General features: G+C 63.5%; 16 protein-coding genes. 9 read left to right on the top strand and 7 right to left on the bottom strand.

The genetic code is table 11. The features are described from left to right. Positions 1 to 49 precede the first annotated feature (49 nt). The 3 genes from ACIPY2_RS21325 (at position 50) to ACIPY2_RS21315 (ending at position 4255) form a co-directional block, all read left to right on the top strand. The gene (locus ACIPY2_RS21325) at positions 50 to 1132 is read left to right on the top strand and encodes an ABC transporter ATP-binding protein (RefSeq protein ID WP_400268403.1); all 1083 of its coding nucleotides are present in this window, start codon (positions 50 to 52) and stop codon (positions 1130 to 1132) included. 103 nt (positions 1133 to 1235) lie between these two features. Beyond that, positions 1236 to 2837, top strand: a complete 1602-nt coding sequence (locus tag ACIPY2_RS21320) for a beta-N-acetylhexosaminidase (protein ID WP_400268402.1) — start codon at positions 1236 to 1238, stop codon at positions 2835 to 2837. Further along, positions 2834 to 4255, top strand: coding sequence for a DUF4032 domain-containing protein (locus ACIPY2_RS21315; protein ID WP_400268401.1), 1422 nt, complete (start codon positions 2834 to 2836; stop codon positions 4253 to 4255). The genes ACIPY2_RS21320 and ACIPY2_RS21315 overlap by 4 nt, the downstream gene beginning before the upstream one ends. Before the next feature lie 12 nt (positions 4256 to 4267). Here ACIPY2_RS21315 and ACIPY2_RS21310 read toward each other — a convergent pair whose 3' ends face one another. Together ACIPY2_RS21310 and ACIPY2_RS21305 are read right to left on the bottom strand one after the other, a co-directional pair. Further along, a complete protein-coding gene (locus ACIPY2_RS21310) occupies positions 4268 to 4951 on the bottom strand; it encodes a GntR family transcriptional regulator (protein WP_400268400.1) in 684 nt (227 codons plus the stop codon). Between the two features lie 53 nt (positions 4952 to 5004). Further along, positions 5005 to 6471, bottom strand: coding sequence for a chlorohydrolase family protein (locus ACIPY2_RS21305; protein ID WP_400268399.1), 1467 nt, complete (start codon positions 6469 to 6471; stop codon positions 5005 to 5007). 145 nt (positions 6472 to 6616) lie between these two features. Here ACIPY2_RS21305 and ACIPY2_RS21300 point away from each other — a divergent pair, with 145 nt between their 5' ends. Genes ACIPY2_RS21300 through ACIPY2_RS21275 form a run of 6 tightly spaced genes read left to right on the top strand, consistent with a single transcriptional unit; the run spans position 6617 to position 13740 of the window. Then, the gene (locus ACIPY2_RS21300) at positions 6617 to 7654 is read left to right on the top strand and encodes an ABC transporter permease (protein ID WP_400268398.1); all 1038 of its coding nucleotides are present in this window, start codon (positions 6617 to 6619) and stop codon (positions 7652 to 7654) included. A gap of 31 nt (positions 7655 to 7685) precedes the next feature. Then, complete coding sequence (locus ACIPY2_RS21295; RefSeq protein WP_400268397.1) at positions 7686 to 9407, top strand: ABC transporter substrate-binding protein; 1722 nt, start codon at positions 7686 to 7688, stop codon at positions 9405 to 9407. Between the two features lie 12 nt (positions 9408 to 9419). Beyond that, on the top strand, positions 9420 to 10421 hold the full coding sequence (locus tag ACIPY2_RS21290; RefSeq protein ID WP_400268396.1) for an ABC transporter permease: 1002 nt from the start codon (positions 9420 to 9422) through the stop codon (positions 10419 to 10421). Continuing rightward, entirely contained in the window at positions 10418 to 11470 is a 1053-nt protein-coding gene (locus ACIPY2_RS21285) for an ABC transporter ATP-binding protein (protein ID WP_400268395.1), read from the top strand. Before ACIPY2_RS21290 ends, ACIPY2_RS21285 begins: the two co-directional genes overlap by 4 nt. Before the next feature lie 7 nt (positions 11471 to 11477). After that, complete coding sequence (locus ACIPY2_RS21280; RefSeq protein WP_400268394.1) at positions 11478 to 12500, top strand: ABC transporter ATP-binding protein; 1023 nt, start codon at positions 11478 to 11480, stop codon at positions 12498 to 12500. 22 nt (positions 12501 to 12522) lie between these two features. Next, complete coding sequence (locus ACIPY2_RS21275) at positions 12523 to 13740, top strand: amidohydrolase family protein (protein ID WP_400268393.1); 1218 nt, start codon at positions 12523 to 12525, stop codon at positions 13738 to 13740. An 84-nt stretch (positions 13741 to 13824) separates the two neighbouring features. On the opposite strand, the gene ACIPY2_RS21270 is transcribed toward ACIPY2_RS21275, so the two are convergent. The 5 genes from ACIPY2_RS21270 to ACIPY2_RS21250 form a co-directional block, all read right to left on the bottom strand. Continuing rightward, positions 13825 to 14295 (bottom strand): pyridoxamine 5'-phosphate oxidase family protein, encoded by a 471-nt coding sequence (locus ACIPY2_RS21270; protein ID WP_400268392.1) that lies wholly within the window; start codon positions 14293 to 14295, stop codon positions 13825 to 13827. A 57-nt stretch (positions 14296 to 14352) separates the two neighbouring features. Continuing rightward, a complete protein-coding gene (locus ACIPY2_RS21265) occupies positions 14353 to 15651 on the bottom strand; it encodes an MFS transporter (RefSeq protein ID WP_400268391.1) in 1299 nt (432 codons plus the stop codon). Between the two features lie 167 nt (positions 15652 to 15818). Then, positions 15819 to 17264, bottom strand: a complete 1446-nt coding sequence (locus ACIPY2_RS21260) for an FAD-binding oxidoreductase (protein WP_400268426.1) — start codon at positions 17262 to 17264, stop codon at positions 15819 to 15821. A 93-nt stretch (positions 17265 to 17357) separates the two neighbouring features. Next, on the bottom strand, positions 17358 to 17936 hold the full coding sequence (locus tag ACIPY2_RS21255; RefSeq protein ID WP_400268390.1) for a GNAT family N-acetyltransferase: 579 nt from the start codon (positions 17934 to 17936) through the stop codon (positions 17358 to 17360). Continuing rightward, on the bottom strand, positions 17929 to 18423 hold the full coding sequence (locus ACIPY2_RS21250) for an SRPBCC domain-containing protein (RefSeq protein ID WP_400268389.1): 495 nt from the start codon (positions 18421 to 18423) through the stop codon (positions 17929 to 17931). Before ACIPY2_RS21250 ends, ACIPY2_RS21255 begins: the two co-directional genes overlap by 8 nt. Between the last annotated feature and the right edge of the window lie 103 nt (positions 18424 to 18526).

The raw sequence follows: 18526 nt of genomic DNA, 5'->3' as shown, positions 1-18526 counted from the left end.
TCACTACGGATCGTCCGGCACGTACCTGCCGGTGAAGGGATTGATAACTGTGGCAACAGTTACTTTTGACAACGCTACGCGTCTGTACCCGGGCACTGATAAGCCCGCCGTCGATAAGCTCAACATCGACATCGCCGATGGCGAATTCCTGGTCCTCGTTGGACCCTCCGGTTGCGGTAAGTCCACCTCCTTGCGCATGCTCGCGGGCCTTGAAGACGTGAACGCGGGCCGCATCCTGATCGGCGACCGCGATGTCACCGACGTTCCGCCAAAGGACCGCGACATCGCGATGGTCTTCCAGAACTACGCCCTCTACCCGCACATGACTGTTGCCGACAACATGGGCTTCGCCCTCAAGATCGCCGGCGTCTCCAAGGAAGAGCGCGCCGAGCGTGTCCGCGAAGCCGCGAAGCTCCTGGACCTCGAGCAGTACTTGGACCGCAAGCCGAAGGCTCTTTCCGGTGGCCAGCGCCAGCGTGTTGCCATGGGCCGCGCAATCGTCCGTAACCCGCAGGTCTTCCTCATGGATGAGCCGCTGTCCAACCTTGACGCCAAGCTCCGCGTGCAGACCCGTACGCAGATCGCATCCCTGACCCGCCGCCTCGGCGTCACCACCGTCTACGTGACGCACGACCAGGTTGAGGCCATGACCATGGGCGACCGCGTTGCTGTCCTCAAGGACGGTCTCCTCCAGCAGGTAGACACCCCGCGCAACCTCTACGACCGCCCGCAGAACGTCTTCGTTGCAGGCTTCATCGGCTCCCCCGCCATGAACCTGTTGGAACTGCCGGTAGTTGACGGCGGCGTCCAGTTCGGTGGCACCGTCTACCCCGTTCCGCACGATGTCCTCGACGACGCCACGGGCAAGACCGTTACGGTCGGCACCCGTCCGGAAGACCTCGAGACCGCTCCGCAGGGCGAAGGCCTTCAGGTTGAGGTCGACGTCGTCGAAGAACTCGGTGCTGACGCCTACGTCTACGGCCACACCATCCTCGACGGCAAGAGCCACGACATCGTTGCCCGCGTGGACGGCCGCCGTCCTCCGATGAAGGGCGAGTCCATCTCCGTTCGCCCGCAGTCCGGCCACGTGCATCTCTTCGACACCAAGACCGGCCTGCGCCTGGGCGACTAGAGCCCACGACCCAGCACTGGACCTGACGTCACCAGCAGAAGGCGGCCCGACCCACACCGGTCGGGCCGCTCTCTCGTTAACCCGACTCCGGCGAAAGAACGGTATGAACACGACCGAGACCCTGATCCCGCGGCCCCTTCACGTCAACGCCCTGGGTGGCGAACCTTTCGAACTCACCCCTGCCTCGCGCATCGTCGCCACGGATGATGCCGTGCCGGTGGCCGGACAACTCGCCTCGATACTGCGGCGCGGCACGGGCTTCGGGCTGCCTCTTTCCACGGAGTTCCGCCCGGGAGACATCGCGTTGGAGTTCAGCAAGACGCCCGACGGCGGCCCTGAGGCTTACGCCCTCACCGTCACGGACGCCGGCGCACGGCTGAGGGCGTCAACACCTGCAGGACTTTTCAACGGGATCCAGACCCTCCGTCAGCTATTCGCCCCTTCCATCGAACGCTCTCTCACCGAATCGCCCGAATCCACGGACGCTGGCGCAGGCCATGGCACCTGGCCGATTCCCGCCGTCGAAATTCATGACGCACCGCGCTTCGCGTACCGCAGCCTGATGCTGGACGTGGCCCGCAGTTTCTTCACCGTTGACGAGGTGAAGGAGCAGATCGATGTCATGGCGCAATTCAAGCTGAACGCCTTGCACCTGCACCTGACGGACGACCAAGCCTGGCGCATTGAAATCCACCAGCCAGCAAACAACCCGTCGGGGCTCGACTACGGCAACCTCACGGCGATCGGCGGCGCCGTGAACCACCCGGGAGTGGGACTCACTCCGGGCCACACCGGCTTCTACACGCAACAGAATTTTCGGGACATCCAGGCTTATGCGGCGGCCCGCAACATCACTGTGGTCCCTGAGATCGACCTCCCCGGCCACGTGAACGCTGCGCTTGCCGCCATCCCCCAGCTCAACCCGGATGGCGCAGCCAAAGCGATGAACACCACCGGCGAGGTCGGCTACTCGACACTGACAGCCGACCTGCCTGCAACATATGAGTTCGTCACCGAGGTGCTCGGGCAGGTCGCAGCGATGACCGATGGACCGTATATCCATATCGGAGGCGACGAGGCGCATGTAACCGGTCACGACAACTACGTGGCCATGGTGCGGGAGTTCGCCAGGATCGGCTCGGCCACCGGCAAAACCGTGGTGGGTTGGAACGAGTACGCAGACGTGGACCTCCCGGCGGGCAGTGTTGTGCAGTACTGGTGGGGTGATCTTGCTCCGGTGGTCAGGCAGGCAAAAAACGGCGGTTCGCAGGTCATCATGTCCCCCGCGGCCAACACCTACCTGGACCAGAAGTACGGTCCGGAGAGCCCCATCGGCCTCTCCTGGGTAGAAGGTGGCCCCTTCACATGGGCTGAATACTACGATTGGAACCCCGTCCAAGGCGGCCTGGAAGACACCCACATACTGGGCGTCGAAGGTCCGCTGTGGACCGAAACAGTGCGCGGCAACCAGCAGGCGTTCTGGCTCATGTACCCGCGGGCCATCTCGCTCGCGGAGGTCGGCTGGACGCAGCAGGAAGGCCGCAGCCTTGATAACTTCCGAGGCCGGCTGGGCGCTTTCGGTGAGCGGCTCGCCAACCAGGGCGTCGCTTTCCAGGCCGCTCCCGACGTCGAATGGTCCGCCCGGCCCGCGGAACCGTTCACAGAACCAAACAGAACCCCCGAGTACGGAACAATTGAGGCATGAGCGAGCAAAACGGAGCCCAGTGGCACGACGAACCAACCGACTACGGGCAGATCGGCAAGCTCCCCCGGAAAGAGGCAGCAAGCGCACAGGATACAGCGCCCCCCGCGAGCGTCATTGGCTCGCTGAACATCACGGCAGCGGCAGCCGACCCTGAGCTGCTGGACCTCCCGTGGCATATCGCGCTTGAAGACTGGCCTGCCGAGTTCCTCGCGGCACTCCCGCGCGGTATATCCCGGCACATCGTCCGATTCGCCCATCTGGGTGGTTCGGTGATCGCCATCAAGGAAACATCCGAGCATGTTGCCCGGCACGAATACCACATGCTCCGTAAGCTGGCCCGCTTGGATGTTCCCTGCGTTGAGCCAGTGGCCGTCATTACGGGCCGAACCACGGCCGACGGAAAACCGCTGAATCCGGTGCTCGTTACCCGGCATTTGAAGTTCTCCATGCCGTACCGCGCCCTGTTCTCACAGATGCTGCGGAAGGACACGCTGACCCGCCTGATCGACGCCCAGGCACTCCTGCTGGTCCGCCTGCATCTGATCGGTTTCTACTGGGGCGACGTCTCGCTCTCCAACACCCTGTTCCGCCGGGATGCTGGAGCCTTCGCCGCCTACCTCGTGGATGCGGAAACGGGCGAGTTGTACCCGGACCTGTCCCAGGGCCAGCGCGAGTACGATCTCGAAATTGCCCGGGTGAACATCGCCGGTGAGCTCATGGACCTCTTGGACGGCGGCCTCATCGAGGAAAAAGTGGATCCTGTGGCCACCAGCGAGCTCATCATGGACAGCTACCGCCGTCTCTGGGCAGAGCTGACGGAGAAGGAATCCTTTGAACTCGGCGAACGGTGGCGCGTTGGAGCACGCATCCGGCGCCTCAACGAGCTCGGATTCGACGTCGAGGAATACGCCATCAAAACTACTGCCGACGGCTCAACCATCCAGCTCCAACCCAAGGTGGTGGACGCCGGGCACCACCAGCGCCGCCTGTTGCGGCTGACCGGCCTGGACGCCCAGGAGAACCAGGCACGCCGGCTGCTCAACGACATGGACCAGTTCCGGGCGGACAACAACCCGGAACTGGACGAGGAAATCAGCGCGCACGCGTGGGTCAGCCAGATCTTCGAACCGATCGTCCGGTCCATTCCGCGCCACCTGGCCGGGAAACTGGAACCCGCGGAAGTTGTCCACGAAGTCCTGGAGCACCGCTGGTACATGAGCCAGAAGCAGGACCGCTACATCCCGCTGGCCGAGACCGTTCAGTCCTACATCGATACCGTGCTGCAGCACCGCCGGGACGAGGCAGCCATCATGCTGAACCCGGATACGGAGTTGTTGAAGATCCTCGAGGTGGAAGTCGAGGAGTCCGGCCGGTACGACGACGAAGAAGAAGACTCCTACCCCGACGCGGACGACTGACCGGGGTTCGAGCTAGGGTTCCAGGGTCTCCGCCAGCCCGGTCAGGACGGGCTGGCGGCCCAACTCAATGTGCGAGTACGCCAGCGAGTAGGCCAATTCCGGACGCCCGGCCAGGATCGCGTTGCACAGTTCAGTGTGTTCGTCGCGTTGAAGTTCGTTGCTTCGGTTGTGGGCCAGGCCGAAGATCCAACGCATGCGCCCAAAGAGCGGCTTCACGGATTCGATCAGCAGCCGGTTTCCGGAGAGGCGCACGATTTCCGCGTGGAGCTCGGCGCTGATCAGTACGACGTCGTCAGTCCGGCCTTCGTCGATGGCCGCCTTTGAGGCTTCCAGCAGCTCTTCGAGCCGGCCGCCGTCGTTCCCTTGGGCCACCCGGGTGGCGGCCATGCGGGCGGCAAAGGTCTCCAGGCAGAGACGGACATCGAAGAGTTCGTTGACATCCGTGAGCGTCAGCTGCCGGACCACTGCACCCCTGCGGGGGAACGTGGCGACGAATCCATCCTGTTCGAGCCGCTGGATCGCTTCCCGCACAGGGATCCGGGAAACGCTGTACATCTCCGAAAGCTCGCGCTCCCGGAGACGGGACCCCTGGGCGAACGAGCCGGAGACAATGCCTTCCAAAACGAGCTGGTAAACATACTCCGCGCGTGCCTCGTCGTCGCGGACATTGCCGGTTTCCGGGATTGCCTCTGCCACTCTCAAGCCCACCTTCATGCCAGCGTCCGCGCGACTGCGCCGGACGGTTCCGCTCACCGCTCCACCCGAGCATACACGGGTGGAAACAGCTCGTTGGCGGATTGGTTCCGGGCATCGCGGAGTGTGTACGCATCGCGCATTTTTGTGAAGAGCTCCTGTGCCCTGGCACGCCAGTATTCAAGGTCGACGCCAGGGATCCGGCCCTCCGCCATGATGGTCCTGCCCGCGACGACTGAAAGCACGGCCTGCCGTGCCGTTCCATTGAGGATGAGCGTACGCAAGGGATCGTCATGAACGCCGTCCCGGATGTCGCCCAGCGAGAACGCCACCATGTCCGCCTGGGCACCGGGTTCGAGCCGGCCGAGGTCGGGCCGCCCCAGAGCGCGGGCGCCCCCGAGGGTGGCGGCGTCGAAGTATCCGGCGAGGTCTCCGGCGTCGTTGCTTCCTGCCAGGATCTTGGCGAGCTGGACGCCGGCGTCGATACCGCGGATGAGGTCCGGCGGGAACGAATCGGTTCCCAGTGAGATGTTGACGCCTGCGGCCCTGTAAGCGTTGAAAGAGTCCAGGGCGCTGCCGTAACGCATGGACGTCAGCGGGCAGTGGACGATGCTCGCCCCGCTTTGCGCCAAACGCCCAAGGTCTCCCCTGTCCTCCCCGTAGACAGCGGGGTTGCGGTCCAGATACGTAGCGTGCGGGATGAGGAGGCGCCGGTTGAGCAATCCCGCCTGGTCCATGAGCTCCAGCGGTGTTACGCCGTGCCGTTCGAGGATGATCCCGCGCTCCAGCAGCCCCTGGAGGGAGTGCAGCCGGACCAGGACGTCGCGTTCCGCGGAGGCGGCAGCAGTTGCCTTCAGCAGGTCCACTTCAAGGGTTTCAATGCGGCACGGCAGGAGGACCCCGGTGACCAGCGGATCGTCCAGCTCCGTTGCATGGTCAATGAAGCGTAAGGCATCCGCGAATCCCTGGCGTCCGCGTTCGGCGTCGAACATCACTGAGCGTTCGCCGCCCGCCAAAACCACATTCACGCCGGAGCGGTACGCCGGTCCGAGGTAGCCGCGCAATCCCAGGCGCCGGCTGGTTTCGGCCATGTCCACCAGTTCGCCGTAGGATTCCGCCCACTCCGAGTGGACCTCGGAAGCAATGGGCATGTACGTCGTGATCCCATGCAGGACGAGCTGCAGGAGGGCGTACTCGCGGATATCCCGGCGTTCCCCGGCCGTGAACACATCTGCCCTGTGGTTTCTGAAGTAGTCCTCGGACCACTGGTGGCCTTTGGACAGTTCCGGCCCGGACCAGCTGTCGAGGATGAGGTGGTCGATGTCCGTGAGGGCGTCGAGGTCGATCAAGCCGGGCATCAACAACGCATCGCCCAGGTCTCTTTCTTCGTCGACCGGGCCTTGGTAGTCGCACCCCACGTATTCAATGGTGCTGCCGCTGTAAACAACGCAGGCGTCTTCCATCAACACATGGCCACCGTCGTTGAAGCCAAGGACATAACGGGCTGTGGTCTTGCTGCGCACTGGGAGCTCCTTCGCTCATTTGGCTACTCGCTGGTATTCCAAACCCTACAATATTTGTGATTTACATCCCATTAATCTTGATCTAGTCTATTTTGGTATACAAAAACTTCCGGACTCAGCTCCCCTTCCTGAAACGAGCAAGCGGTTGACCCAGTTACAATCCCTCGAACCCAGTACCGGCAGCCCGCCGCTGCCTCCGGCAACGTCGCCGGACGGCACGGCTGCTGCGCCGGCTGAGGCGAGGTCCCTCCTCGCTACGGCCTGGCTAAGGATCCGACGCAGCAAAATTGCGCTTTCGAGCCTGTGCGTGGTGGTGGCGATCGTCCTGTTCACACTCCTCGCACCGGTGTTGAGTGCAATGTCAGGCAACGACCCCTTTACCTCCAACACCAGTCCCGAGGTCCTTGACGACTTCCAGACTCCCGGACTTCCCCTTCCCGGATACATGTATCCGTCCGCCGGGCACTGGCTGGGCGTGGAACCAGGCCTGGGACGCGACCTCTTTTCCCGGCTGGCTTTTGGCGGGCAGGTGTCCCTCACCATCGCCCTTCTGTCCACGGCCGTCTCGGTGGTCCTCGGCACGGTACTCGGCGCGGCAGCGGGCTACTTTGGCGGGAAAACGGACGCCATCATCAGCCGCATCATGGACCTGTTCCTCGCCTTCCCGCACCTGCTGCTGGTTCTGTCCCTGACGCCCATCCTGCAGTCAAGGCTCCGGGACACGCCGCTGGGTGAAGGCAGTTTCCTTCCTATGGCTTCCCTCGTGATCATCCTCGGATTTTTCGGCTGGGCTTACCTCGCCAGAATCGTCCGCGGCCAGGTGCTGAGCCTCCGCGAGCGCGAATTCGTCGAAGCCGCGCGATCCTTTGGCGCGTCGCATCTAAGCGTGCTGTTCAAGCAGATCATCCCCAACGTCATGGGCGTGGTCCTCGTGTACGCCACCATGCTCATTCCCACCAATATCTCCGCTGAAGCAGCCCTGTCCTTCCTGGGCGTCGGCGTCAAGGATCCCACGCCGTCGTGGGGCCAGATGCTCAACGCCGCCCAATCCGGCAATTGGTACCTCAGCGATCCCTGGTTCCTGGCCGTTCCCGGCGTGATGCTCGTTGTCACCGTCCTGGCCTTCAACCTCCTCGGCGACGCCGTCCGCGACGCCCTGGACCCCAAAGCATCCCGTCACTAACACCTCCACCTACCCTTCAAAGAGGAGCACCATGAAAACCCCCACGAGAGCACTGGCGCTTTCCGTGCTGATCGCGATGTCGGCCGCAGGCTGCAGCGCAGGCCAAAACCAACCCGGCAACTCCAAGCCGGAGTCCGTCACCGAACTGGCACCGGTGGTTGTGAAGTCCGGGTTCAACACCAAGGGCGGCAACCTTAACGTCCTGATGTCCTCCGACTTCCAGACGCTGGATCCCGGAAACAGCAACTACGTACAGACGGCCAATGTGGGCCAGCTGTACTACCGGACGCTCACCATGGCCAAGGAGACCGCAGGCCAGCCGCCCACAGTGGTGCCGGACCTCGCCACGGACACGGGCAAGGTCTCCGACGACGGCCTGAGCTGGACGTTCACCCTCAAGGAAGGCGTGAAGTTCGAGGACGGCACGCCCATCACCTCCGCGGACATTAAGTACGGCGTGGAGCGTACCTTCGCGCAGGACGTTTACACCCAGGCGCCGCAGGAGCTGAATGCAGCGCTCGACGCCGGCGGGTACAAAGGGCCTTACAAGGATCCTTCCGCTGTGCTCAAGGCGGTGGAAACACCCGACGAGCGCACCATCGTCTTCCATTTGAAGAAGCCGTTCGCCGAGTTCCCGGCGCTGGCGTCCCGCTCCAATACGGCCCCGGTGCCGGCCGGTAAAGACACCAAGCTGGACTACACCAACCACCCTGTGTCCTCCGGCCCGTACATGGTTGAGTCGTACAACCGTGGGAAGTCGCTGAAACTGGTCCGCAACCCGCACTGGGACCCCGCCACGGACCCCAACCGCTCAGCACTCCCCGACACGTTCAGCTTTTCCTTGTCCACATCGCAGGCCACCATCAGCCAGCAGCTGCTCGCTGACTCCGACCCGACGGCGATCACCCTTGATTCCAACGGTGCCCTGCAAACTTCGGACTCCGCCAAGCTCACCGACGCCAAGGTGAAGGACCGTGTGGCTTCGGGGCTCCTGGGCTGCAACGACGTCTTGAGCCTGAACACCCAGAAGATCAAGGATCCGGATGTCCGGAAGGCAATCGCCCTGGCCCTGGACCGCCAGTCCATCCTGGTCCAGTACGGCGGACGCCGCTTTGGCGAGCTGACCCAGAGCCCGCTCAATGACAAGATGCGCGGCTACGTGGAAACGCCCCTGGAACTGGACCCGGCCGGCAAGCCCAAGCTGGAGGAAGCCAAGAAACTGCTCGAGGGCAAGGATTACCCCAAGACCCTCACGTACGGCTACGCCAACAACCGTGATGCCTTCAAGAACACCGGGACCGTGGTCCAGCAGAACCTGAAAGCGTTGGGCATCGATGTGGAGCTGGTGCCGATTCCCGCCCCGAACTACTACTCGGTCCTTGCCAGCGAGCAACTCCCGGACATGGGCCGCTCGGGTTGGTGCGGCGGCGCCGACCCTGCATCCGTCCGCACCTCGGCGGACCCGCTGCTGGGACCGAACAACGATGGCACCAGCTACGGCTTCTCCAACACGTCCCGATACTTCGACCCCGTCGTTTCCAAGGCAATGTACGAGTTGCGCAACACTGACGGCACCTCGGAGGAACTGGGCAAGAAGTGGTCTGAGGCATTCGGCACTGCCCTGAAGACCTACCCGATCGTTCCGCTCATCCGCACCCACACCAACTCCGTGGTGGGTTCAAAGGTCCGGAACGCCCAGGTTGGCTACTTCTTCGGCGGGATCGATCTTTCGATCGTCGGCGTCGAGCACTAACCAGCAACCACCATGTTGACTTTCATCCTTCGCCGGGCCGGTTCCTTGGTCCTGCTGCTTTTCGCGGTCAGTTTCATCACCTTCACGTTGTTCCAACTGGGTCCTTCCGATCCTGCAGCTGCCGCCTGCGGGCAGGAGTGCACACCGGAACGCGTTGCCGAGGCCCGGGTTGCCCTTGGCATGGACCAGCCCTTCTTCATCCAGTACTTCGACTACATGCGCGGCCTGGTCTCTCCCCGAATGATCGGGGCCGCGGGGGCCCAGACCGTGTGCGAATGGCCGTGCTTGGGCAAGTCCTTCCAAACAAACGAGAACGTTGCGGACATCATTGCCCGGTCGCTCCCGTACACCTTCTCCATGGCCATCGGCGCGCTGGTGCTGTGGACCATCGTGGGCGTAGGCCTGGGCCTCCTCGCAGCACTCCGCAAGGGTTCTCCAACTGACAAGTTCATTGTGGGCGCGGCCTCCGTGGGTGTTTCGCTACCCATCCCGGTCACGGGCTTGTTCCTGCTGTTGCTTTTCGTCAACCAGTTGCACTTGCTGCCTTTCACCACCAACGAGATCAACAGCCCGTTCGGTCCCCAAGGACCCGGGGCCTGGGTAACCAACTACCTGCTCCCGTGGATTGCGCTGGCGGTTCTTTTCAGCGCCTCCTACATCCGGGTCACCCGGACCAACATGATCGAGACGTTCGGCGAGGACTTCATCCGGACGGCGCGCGCAAAGGGCCTGGCACCGCGGACCGTGACCTTCAAGCATGGCGCCCGCGCCGGCATCACACCCGTGGTCACCATGCTCGGCATGGACATCGGGCTTCTGCTGGGCGGCGCGGTGCTGACAGAACAGATCTTCTCCGTTCCCGGGCTCGGGTTCACGGCAGTGCACGCCGCCATCTCCGGCGACCTTCCCGTCACCATGGCCATCACCATGCTGGCCGCGTTCTTCGTGATAGTTGCCAACGTGCTGGTCGACCTTGCCTACGCAGCCATCGATCCCCGAGTGAGGCTCCAATGACCAATACGCCACTCGCGCTGTTGAACAGCAAACCTGCGCCCGCGAGCGCCGGCGCTTTCCTTGAAGTCCGCGGCCTGTCCGTGAAGTTCCCCACCGACGACGGACTGGTTTCAGCCGTCAACGGCATGGACTTCACACTGGAGCGCGGCCAGACACTGGGCATCGTGGGTGAGTCCGGTTCCGGCAAGTCTGTCACCAGCCAGGCTTTGATGGGTCTGCTCAAAGGAACATCGGCTCAGGTCACCGGCCAGGCCATGTTCCAGGGCAAGGACCTGGTGGCACTCCCGGAGACGGCCATGCGGCAACTCCGCGGGCGCAATATCGGGATGATCTTCCAGGATCCCCTCTCGGCCCTTCATCCCTTCTACACGGTGGGCCATCAGATCGCCGAGGCTTACCTCGTCCACAACAAGGCGAGCAAAAAGCAGGCCCGGGCGGCCGCCGTCGACATGCTGGGCCGGGTGGGAATTCCCAGTCCGGAGCAGCGCTTCGACGAATACCCGCACCATTTCTCCGGCGGCATGCGGCAGCGCGCCATGATTGCCATGGCTTTGATCTGCGAGCCTGAATTGTTGATCGCGGACGAGCCCACAACGGCCCTGGACGTGACTGTGCAGGCGCAGATCCTGGACCTCATGCTGGAGTTGCAGGAGGAAACCAATTCCGGCCTCATCCTCATCACCCATGACCTCGGCGTTGTAGCAGAGGTGTGCCAGAACGTGCTGGTGATGTACGGCGGCCAGTGCGTGGAATCCGGACCGGTGGATGAGATCTTCTATGACACCCGCCATCCGTACACGCTGGGCTTGCTCAATTCGATGCCTACCCTGACCGGTTCTTCCGGCCGGCTGAACTCGATTCCCGGCCAGCCGCCGTCGCTCCTTGACCTGCCCAAGGGTTGCATCTTCAGCGCCAGGTGCCAGTACGCGGACCTCGTGGCGGACGGCGCGTGCGCCAGCCGGCGGCCGGAGCTCGTTGTGGAAGACGGCCACGGCAAGCGCTGCCACCTGAGCGGTCCGCAGCTCCTCACCATCCGAACCGCGCGTTAGGACCGCCATGGACAACCAGCCAATCCTCCAGGTGGAGAACCTGCAAAAACACTTCCCGCTCAAGGGCGGCCTCCTGCCGGGTGCCGCAAAGCGTTCGGTAAAAGCCGTCGACGGCGTGACGTTCAGTTTGGGACGCGGCCAGACACTGGGGCTCGTAGGTGAGTCCGGGTGCGGCAAATCGACCACGGGCCGCATGGTTTCACGGCTCATGGACCCCACTGGCGGGCGGATCGTGCTCGACGGCGTGGACATCAGCCAGCTGCGCGGCCGGGACCTCTATGACTTCCGGCGCAAGGTCCAGATGATCTTCCAGGATCCTTTCGCGTCCCTGAATCCGAGGCAGACGGTGGGCACGGCCATTGCCGCCCCCATGGTCGCCCAGAAAATCAACCCAAAGGGAGGACTGAAGAACCGGGTCAAGGAACTGCTGGACCAAGTGGGCCTGAAGCCGGAGCATTACAACCGGTTCCCGCACGAGTTCTCCGGCGGCCAGCGGCAGCGCGTCGGCATTGCCAGGGCCATCTCGTTGAACCCGTCAGTCATCGTGTGCGACGAACCGGTTTCCGCATTGGATGTTTCCGTGCAGGCCCAGGTGGTCAACCTGCTGCAGCAGATCCAACGCGATACCGGTGTTTCCTACATCTTCATCGCCCACGACCTCTCGGTGGTCCGCCACATCTCCCATGAGGTGGCGGTGATGTACCTGGGCAAGATCGTGGAGCAGGGTCCGCGCGATGCCCTTTTCAACGACCCTCAACACCCCTACACCAAGGCACTGCTCTCCGCCGTGCCGCTGCCCGACCCGCGGGCCGCCCGCGAACAAGTCAAGATCCGGCTCCGCGGCGACTTGCCCTCGCCGGCCAACCCGCCCAGTGGATGCGTCTTCCGCACCCGGTGTCCGCTCATGCCGACGCTCCCTGAAGGACAACGCCGGCTCTGCATGGAGGACATACCCGCACCTGCCACTCCCGGCGCTCCCGCGTGCCACCATGCATTAGTGGCAACGGCCGCCGCTGCGGGTGTGCAATAGACCCACCATTGAAGGAGAAACAGTGAACACCCTGATTCGTGCCGTACGCCCCTGGGGGCAAGCCCTGAGCGATGTCAGTATCGCCGACGGAAAGATCACCGCCGTCGAACCCCACCAGCCCGCCCAAGAGGTACCGGAAGGTACCACCGTCGTCGAGGGGCGCGACCGGATACTGGTGCCGTCGTTCTCGGATGTGCACGTCCACCTGGATTCCACCCGTATTGGCCTGCCCTTCCGGGAGCACACGGGTGGTCCGGGCGTGTGGACCATGATGATGAACGACCGCCTGAACTGGAGAAAGGCCGAAGTTCCGCTTCAGGACCGGGTCAATGACACCCTCGGCCGCATGATTGCCCGCGGCACGACGCGGGTGCGTTCCTATGCCCAAGTGGATGTGGATTGCAGGCTGGAGCGCTTCGAGGCGGTTGCTGCAGCCAAAGAGAAGTTTGCGGACCAGGCATCCGTGGAGATCATCGCTTTCCCGCAGGCCGGCCTTTTGCTGGAAGAGGGCACGGTGGAGCTCATGGAAGAGGCTTTGAAAGCTGGAGCCAACGTCATGGGCGGCATCGACCCGTGCTCGCTGGACCGGGACCCGGCAAAACACCTGGACATCGTCTTCGGCCTCGCGGAGAAGTACCAGGTTCCCATCGACATCCACCTTCACGAACCCGGCGAACTGGGGGTCTTCAGCACCGATCTGGTCCTGGAACGCACCCGGGCATTGGGCATGCAGGGGAAGGTCACCATGTCCCACGCCTACCAGCTGGGGAGCGTCAGCGAGTCCACCACGCGGCGGCTCATCGACGCGTTTTTCGAACTCGATGTTTCGCTCGCTTCCGTGGCTCCCGCCGCGTCCGGTCAGCTGCCCATCCCGCTCCTCACCGAAGCAGGGGTGCGCCTGGGCTTGGGCGAAGACGGGCAGCGCGACTACTGGTCTCCTTACGGCAACACGGACATGCTGGACCGGACCTGGCAGTTGGCATTCACCCACGGCTTCCGGAAGGACGAGCTCATCGAGCACTGCCTGGCCATAGCCACCATCGGCGGGGCCAGCATCCTGGACCCGGACGCAACCCGCCTCAAGGGCCTGGCCCACCGTCCCGGCGTGGAGGTCGGCGACCCGGCCGAGTTGCTCCTTGTGGACGGCGAAACAGTAGCCTCCACGGTCATGGACCGGGGCAAGGACCGTACGGTGATCCACGCAGGCAGGGTTGTGGCGGACCACTTGGAACTCGTCTAGGGAACAACAAAACCCGTCCCTGCCCGATTAATGACCGGACTCCGGTCATTAATCGGGCAGGGACGGGTTTTCTGTGCTTCGGGACTATTCCGGGCTCGCCGTCGGAGCGTCGTCCAAGGGTGTCCACCACGTCGCCGGAGGGACCACCACGAAGCGGCGTCCCGACACACTTGTGGGGGTGATCCTGATGAACTGGTCCTTCTGGCCGGCCTCCCACGGAAACAAGAGAAGGCCGACGGTATCCAACACGTCCTGGGTGAGTTTCACGGCAGTTGCCTGCCCCTTGACCACCACACTCCATGCCAGCCCTGTATCAGCGTTGACGCCGTCAGCTTCGATCGCCACGGGCGCCTCGTTCAGCGCGGCATGGAGTTTGGTGCCTTCACCCGTCCGGAAAACCAGGCTCCCGTGGTCCACCTTGTAATTCACGGGAAAGATGTCCGGGTGGTCATCCACCCACACGGCGAGGCGGCCTACGGAGACACCGCGCAGGAGTTCCCAGCATTCGTTGGCCTGCAAAATTTCCGTGCCGCTACCGGGCGCTGAGTTCGTCATACCGCAGAGGATACGCCGCAGGGAAGCGGTCGAACAGGGCGAACCGGCAGGCCCGGATCAGCGAATGAGTTCTGGCTTGGTCCGGTTTTCGGTCAGGGGTTCCGTCCCCGCCTCATCGCTTGCGATGCCGGCCACGGGACCGCGGATGGCAAAGAAACCAGCTCCCGCCAGGACCAGCGCCACGGCCGCCAATGCAAGGAACGTCGTTTCCCAACCACCGGTCCAGGTGTGCAAGAGGCCAGCCGCCAATGGACCGAGGGATGCCAGCGCGAATCCAAAGCCTTGGCTCATGGCGGAGAGCTTCCCGGCGGACTGGGGCCCTGTCGAACGGATAACCACCAGCGCCATGCCCAGGCCGAATCCGGCGCTCTGGACCACCCCCAGCACGCCAACCATGGCGAACTGCAGGGTCGCCGGCGCCAGCAGCACACCGATCAAAGCCACCGCCACAAAGATACCGAGGCCGGGAGCCAGGATGCGGAGGATTCTTTCGCGTCCTGCGAGGACAGGAGCCAACAGGCTGGCAGGGAGCCCGGCCACGCTGAACCAGGCAAGCAGGGCCGCGGCTTCGGCCGCCGAGAGGCCTTTGGATGTCAGGAAGACCGCCAACCAGGAGGTGATGGCGAAGTAGAGCATGGCCTGGAGTCCGAAGAACGCCGCTACCGCCCAAGCTGTGCGCTGCTTTCGCAAGGGCGTCACCGTATGGATAACGTCCGACGGCGGCACGGGGCCGCCGGCCGCTCCCCCGCCTCCCGCCGTGGCGACCCGGGCGGATGCGCCAGGTGACGCCGTCGGACGTCCTGCACGGAAGATGAGTACCGCACCGGCGCCTGCCGGTAGCGCCCACACGGCCAGCGCCCCTGCGAGGCTGCCGCCGAACGCGTGCTCAAGTGGTTGCACCAGTCCTGCCCCCAGCGCCGCACCGAGCCCGAAGCCCATGGTGCAGAGACCCGTCCACCATCCTGTCCCGCGGTTGGCCTTGACGATCTGGGGCACCAGAACACTCGCGGTCATGATGGCGGTGCCCGCAAGGAAGGTCCCTGGAAGAAGCAGGGAGGGAATCAGGACCCGGACGAGCAGGGCAACCGCCAGGACCAGGAGGGCAATTGCCACCGCCGCGCCCGTGCCGACACGCCTCGCGAGCCACGGCCCGATTCCACCGGTGATACCGAACGCCAGAACCGGAAGCGTGCCCAAGAGTGGCAGAAGGGAGGGATCCAGCCCGAACGCCCCGTTAATCTGGTTCATCACGCCGGCAACTGTGGTGATGGCCGGACGCAGATTGACGGAGACAAGCACCAACGCCAGCAGGACAAGACCACGCCGCCATCGGCCGCCAAACCAAGACCGCCCCATCGCAAGCCACCCACTCTCCACTTTTGGTATACCAAGTAAGGATATGGGCCGAGGAGCGATATGTATACTCGGGTTTTCTATGTGACCAAGTGGTTTCGATTCTTTATGTGGAATACCAAATGAGGCCAAGGGTGAACACCGTTCGCCCTTGGCCCCGAGATGGAAGGCTAGATGGCCTTCCCCGGATTCAGAATCTCCGCCGGATCGAACAACTCCTTGATCCTCCGTTGCAGCTCCCGCACCGGCTCGGGCTGCTCCAGGCCGAGCCAGCGGAGCTTGTACTGCCCAACCCCGTGCTCACCGGTGATGGTTCCACCCATCTTCAGGCCAACTCGGATGGATTCATCCAGGGCATCATTAAGGCGAACCAGGGCGTCCGAATCCGTGGCGGGGTCCACGCGGTCCAACCAGAAGGTGGGGTGGAGGTTGCCGTCACCGGCGTGCGCCACCACTTTGAGCCGGACTTGATGACGTTCAGCCATGGCTTCGAGCGCGGCAACGAAGTCCACCAGCTTGGACCGCGGAACGGCGATGTCTTCGCCTACCCGAAACTCGTCGTCAACCTCCACGCCACGGCTGTTACGCCGGAGTTCCACGAGCATTTCAGCTTCCTCGCTGGCTTCCATGGTGACCGTGGCCCCGCCGTCGGAAAGCACTTGGCGCACCACCGCAGCTTCAGCCGCAGCCCCGAAGCCATCCGTCTGCACCAGCAGGAGCGACTTACCGCGGGTCTGCAGGTCCGAGCCGTTAAGTTCGTCCAGCTGCACCAGGGTGCCGTTGTCCAAGAGCTCCATGATGGCTGGCTGGACCCGCGCCTTTCCCACAGCCAACACCCCTGCGGCCGCACTGCGGAAGTCCTGGTAGAAGGCCGCGATTGTGTGCACCTCCCGTGGCAGGTACTTGAGGCGGACAGTGATGCCAACAACGATCCCCAGTGTTCCTTCCGATCCAACCAGGAGGGCGGTCAGGTCGTAGCCGGCCACCCCTTTGAAAGTTTGGTGACCGGTGTGCAGCAGCGACCCGTCCGCAAGGACGACGTCGAGCGCCAGCACGGAATCGCGCGTCACGCCGTACTTGGCACACCGCAGTCCGCCTGCGTTCGTGGCCACGTTGCCACCAATGGTGGACATCTTGTAGCTGGCGGGGTCCGGCGCGTACATGAGTCCGTGTTCAGCGGCAGCGGCATTCAGCTCGGCGTTGATGACGCCAGGTTCGACGACGGCGGTCTCGTCGTCGGGGTCGAGGTCGAGGATCCGGTTCATCCGTTCGAGGCTCAAGACGATGCACCCACGCGTTGCGTGCGCACCACCGGAGACGCCGGTGCCTGCACCACGGGGGACAATGGGGACCTCGTGCTCGGCACATGCACGGACGATGTTTTGGACATCCTCCACGGAGTCAGCCCAGACGACGGCGAGAGGCAGGTGCCTTTCGAGCAACGGTCCCTGGTCTGCCGAATAAATGGTGAGAGTTTCCTCGTCATCGGCCACTTGGCCGGGTTGGAGGGCTCGTTTCAATGTCTCCAGGAAGTTCACGTTTTCCGCGGACCGCCCTGGTGGCTGATCGCTTCCGAGCGTCCGGTCCTTGATGCTTTCCTGTGTTGTTCCGGCCATGGCCGTTTCGTCCGACAAAGGTGGTCCCTTCACACATGGGCACCGCGGACTTGCCAAATCGGCAGTCTTCGCAGTGTTTTCAGTGCTCACAGTCTAATCAGTGCCGGCCTTCTCCAAAGCCTCGTTGAGCCCGTCGCCGGACCCGCCTTGACGGGGCAGAACCCGTTCCATAGTGAGCTCCAACTTGCTCCGGTCCTGTGGGTAGGGCTTGCTGGCTCCTGTCAGGTGGAAGCCATGCCGTCGGTAGAAGGCCAAGGCACGGGCGTTATCCTGATGGACGCCGAGTTCCAGTATCCCGGCGGACAGATCTTCCGTCGCAGATACCACGGACCTCTGCAGCAGCCGGTCTGCGAGACCCACACCCCGGTACTCGGGAGCCACGTAGACGCTGATCAACATCGCCTGCAACGGCCTGTCAGGGGTTTGTGGGTGCTTGATCACCACCCTCATGAGGGCCCGCAATTTGCTGCCAGCCGTACCTTCGTCGGCGACCCAGGTCACGCTGTCCGCCGCAGACATTGCGGAGGCACGCTCCTGCCATTGGGAATCGGTCTGGCGGCGTGCCGATGCAAGGCTCTCGATGTAGGCCATGGGAGTGTCGGCCAGCATTTCCAACCGAACCGATTTGAGCAGTTCCCAGTCCGCGCCGGCCAGCTTCCTGATCCTAGGCAACGGCTCCGCCCATGAACCTTGAATAATTGCTGAGGACACCCGGCCAACCCTCGGCGTACGAGTCCCGCGTTGCCTGGGGATCCTCAGCACCCTCCCAGCCATCGTGGATCAGGCGTACTTCCGTGCCCTCATCCACCGCACGGAAAGCTACCCTGAGTTCCGTGGACCATAGGGGCGTGCTGGCCGGATACCAACTGGCATGGAAGGACATTGGAGGCTGCCAGTCATCGATCGTCCCCCAGACCGAAGTCCTGCCATCCTCAGCGGTTTCGAGGATGAGGTTCTCTTCGAACTCCACATGGGAACCGGCGCCGTAAACGCTGTGTTCTTCCAAGGGCCACCATAGGTGCGGATGGTCCGTGAAACCCATAAAAGCGTGCTGAATGGTGCTGGGCACCACCACGCTGAACACCAAGGGCTCAAGATCCTCGACGTCCTCGCGAGGCTGGCTGGAATCCGGGGCGGGGTGGCTGAAAAGACTTTCCATGACCATCAACTCTACCCGGTGGTTAAAGGGGGAAAGCCCTGACCGTCGTGGTCGGGGCTTTCCCTTTAATTTGTGTCCGGCGGTGTCCTACTCTCCCACACCC

The organism is Paenarthrobacter sp. NPDC089675, from assembly GCF_044749185.1.
Classification (GTDB): Bacteria; Actinomycetota; Actinomycetes; order Actinomycetales; family Micrococcaceae; genus Arthrobacter.
The sequence above is the reverse complement of the archived record's forward strand: the minus strand, read 5'-3'. Positions and strand labels throughout refer to the sequence as shown.

Bases quoted from the DNA above. Each gene is read 5' to 3' on its own strand.
- ACIPY2_RS21320 (WP_400268402.1), top strand. From the start codon at position 1,236: ATGAACACGACCGAGACCCTGATCCCGCGGCCCCTTCACGTCAACGCC.
- ACIPY2_RS21315 (WP_400268401.1), top strand. From the start codon at position 2,834: ATGAGCGAGCAAAACGGAGCCCAGTGGCACGACGAACCAACCGACTAC.
- ACIPY2_RS21295 (WP_400268397.1), top strand. From the start codon at position 7,686: ATGAAAACCCCCACGAGAGCACTGGCGCTTTCCGTGCTGATCGCGATG.
- ACIPY2_RS21290 (WP_400268396.1), top strand. From the start codon at position 9,420: ATGTTGACTTTCATCCTTCGCCGGGCCGGTTCCTTGGTCCTGCTGCTT.
- ACIPY2_RS21285 (WP_400268395.1), top strand. From the start codon at position 10,418: ATGACCAATACGCCACTCGCGCTGTTGAACAGCAAACCTGCGCCCGCG.
- ACIPY2_RS21280 (WP_400268394.1), top strand. From the start codon at position 11,478: ATGGACAACCAGCCAATCCTCCAGGTGGAGAACCTGCAAAAACACTTC.
- ACIPY2_RS21270 (WP_400268392.1), bottom strand. From the start codon at position 14,295: ATGACGAACTCAGCGCCCGGTAGCGGCACGGAAATTTTGCAGGCCAAC.
- ACIPY2_RS21265 (WP_400268391.1), bottom strand. From the start codon at position 15,651: ATGGGGCGGTCTTGGTTTGGCGGCCGATGGCGGCGTGGTCTTGTCCTG.
- ACIPY2_RS21260 (WP_400268426.1), bottom strand. From the start codon at position 17,264: ATGGCCGGAACAACACAGGAAAGCATCAAGGACCGGACGCTCGGAAGC.
- ACIPY2_RS21250 (WP_400268389.1), bottom strand. From the start codon at position 18,423: ATGGAAAGTCTTTTCAGCCACCCCGCCCCGGATTCCAGCCAGCCTCGC.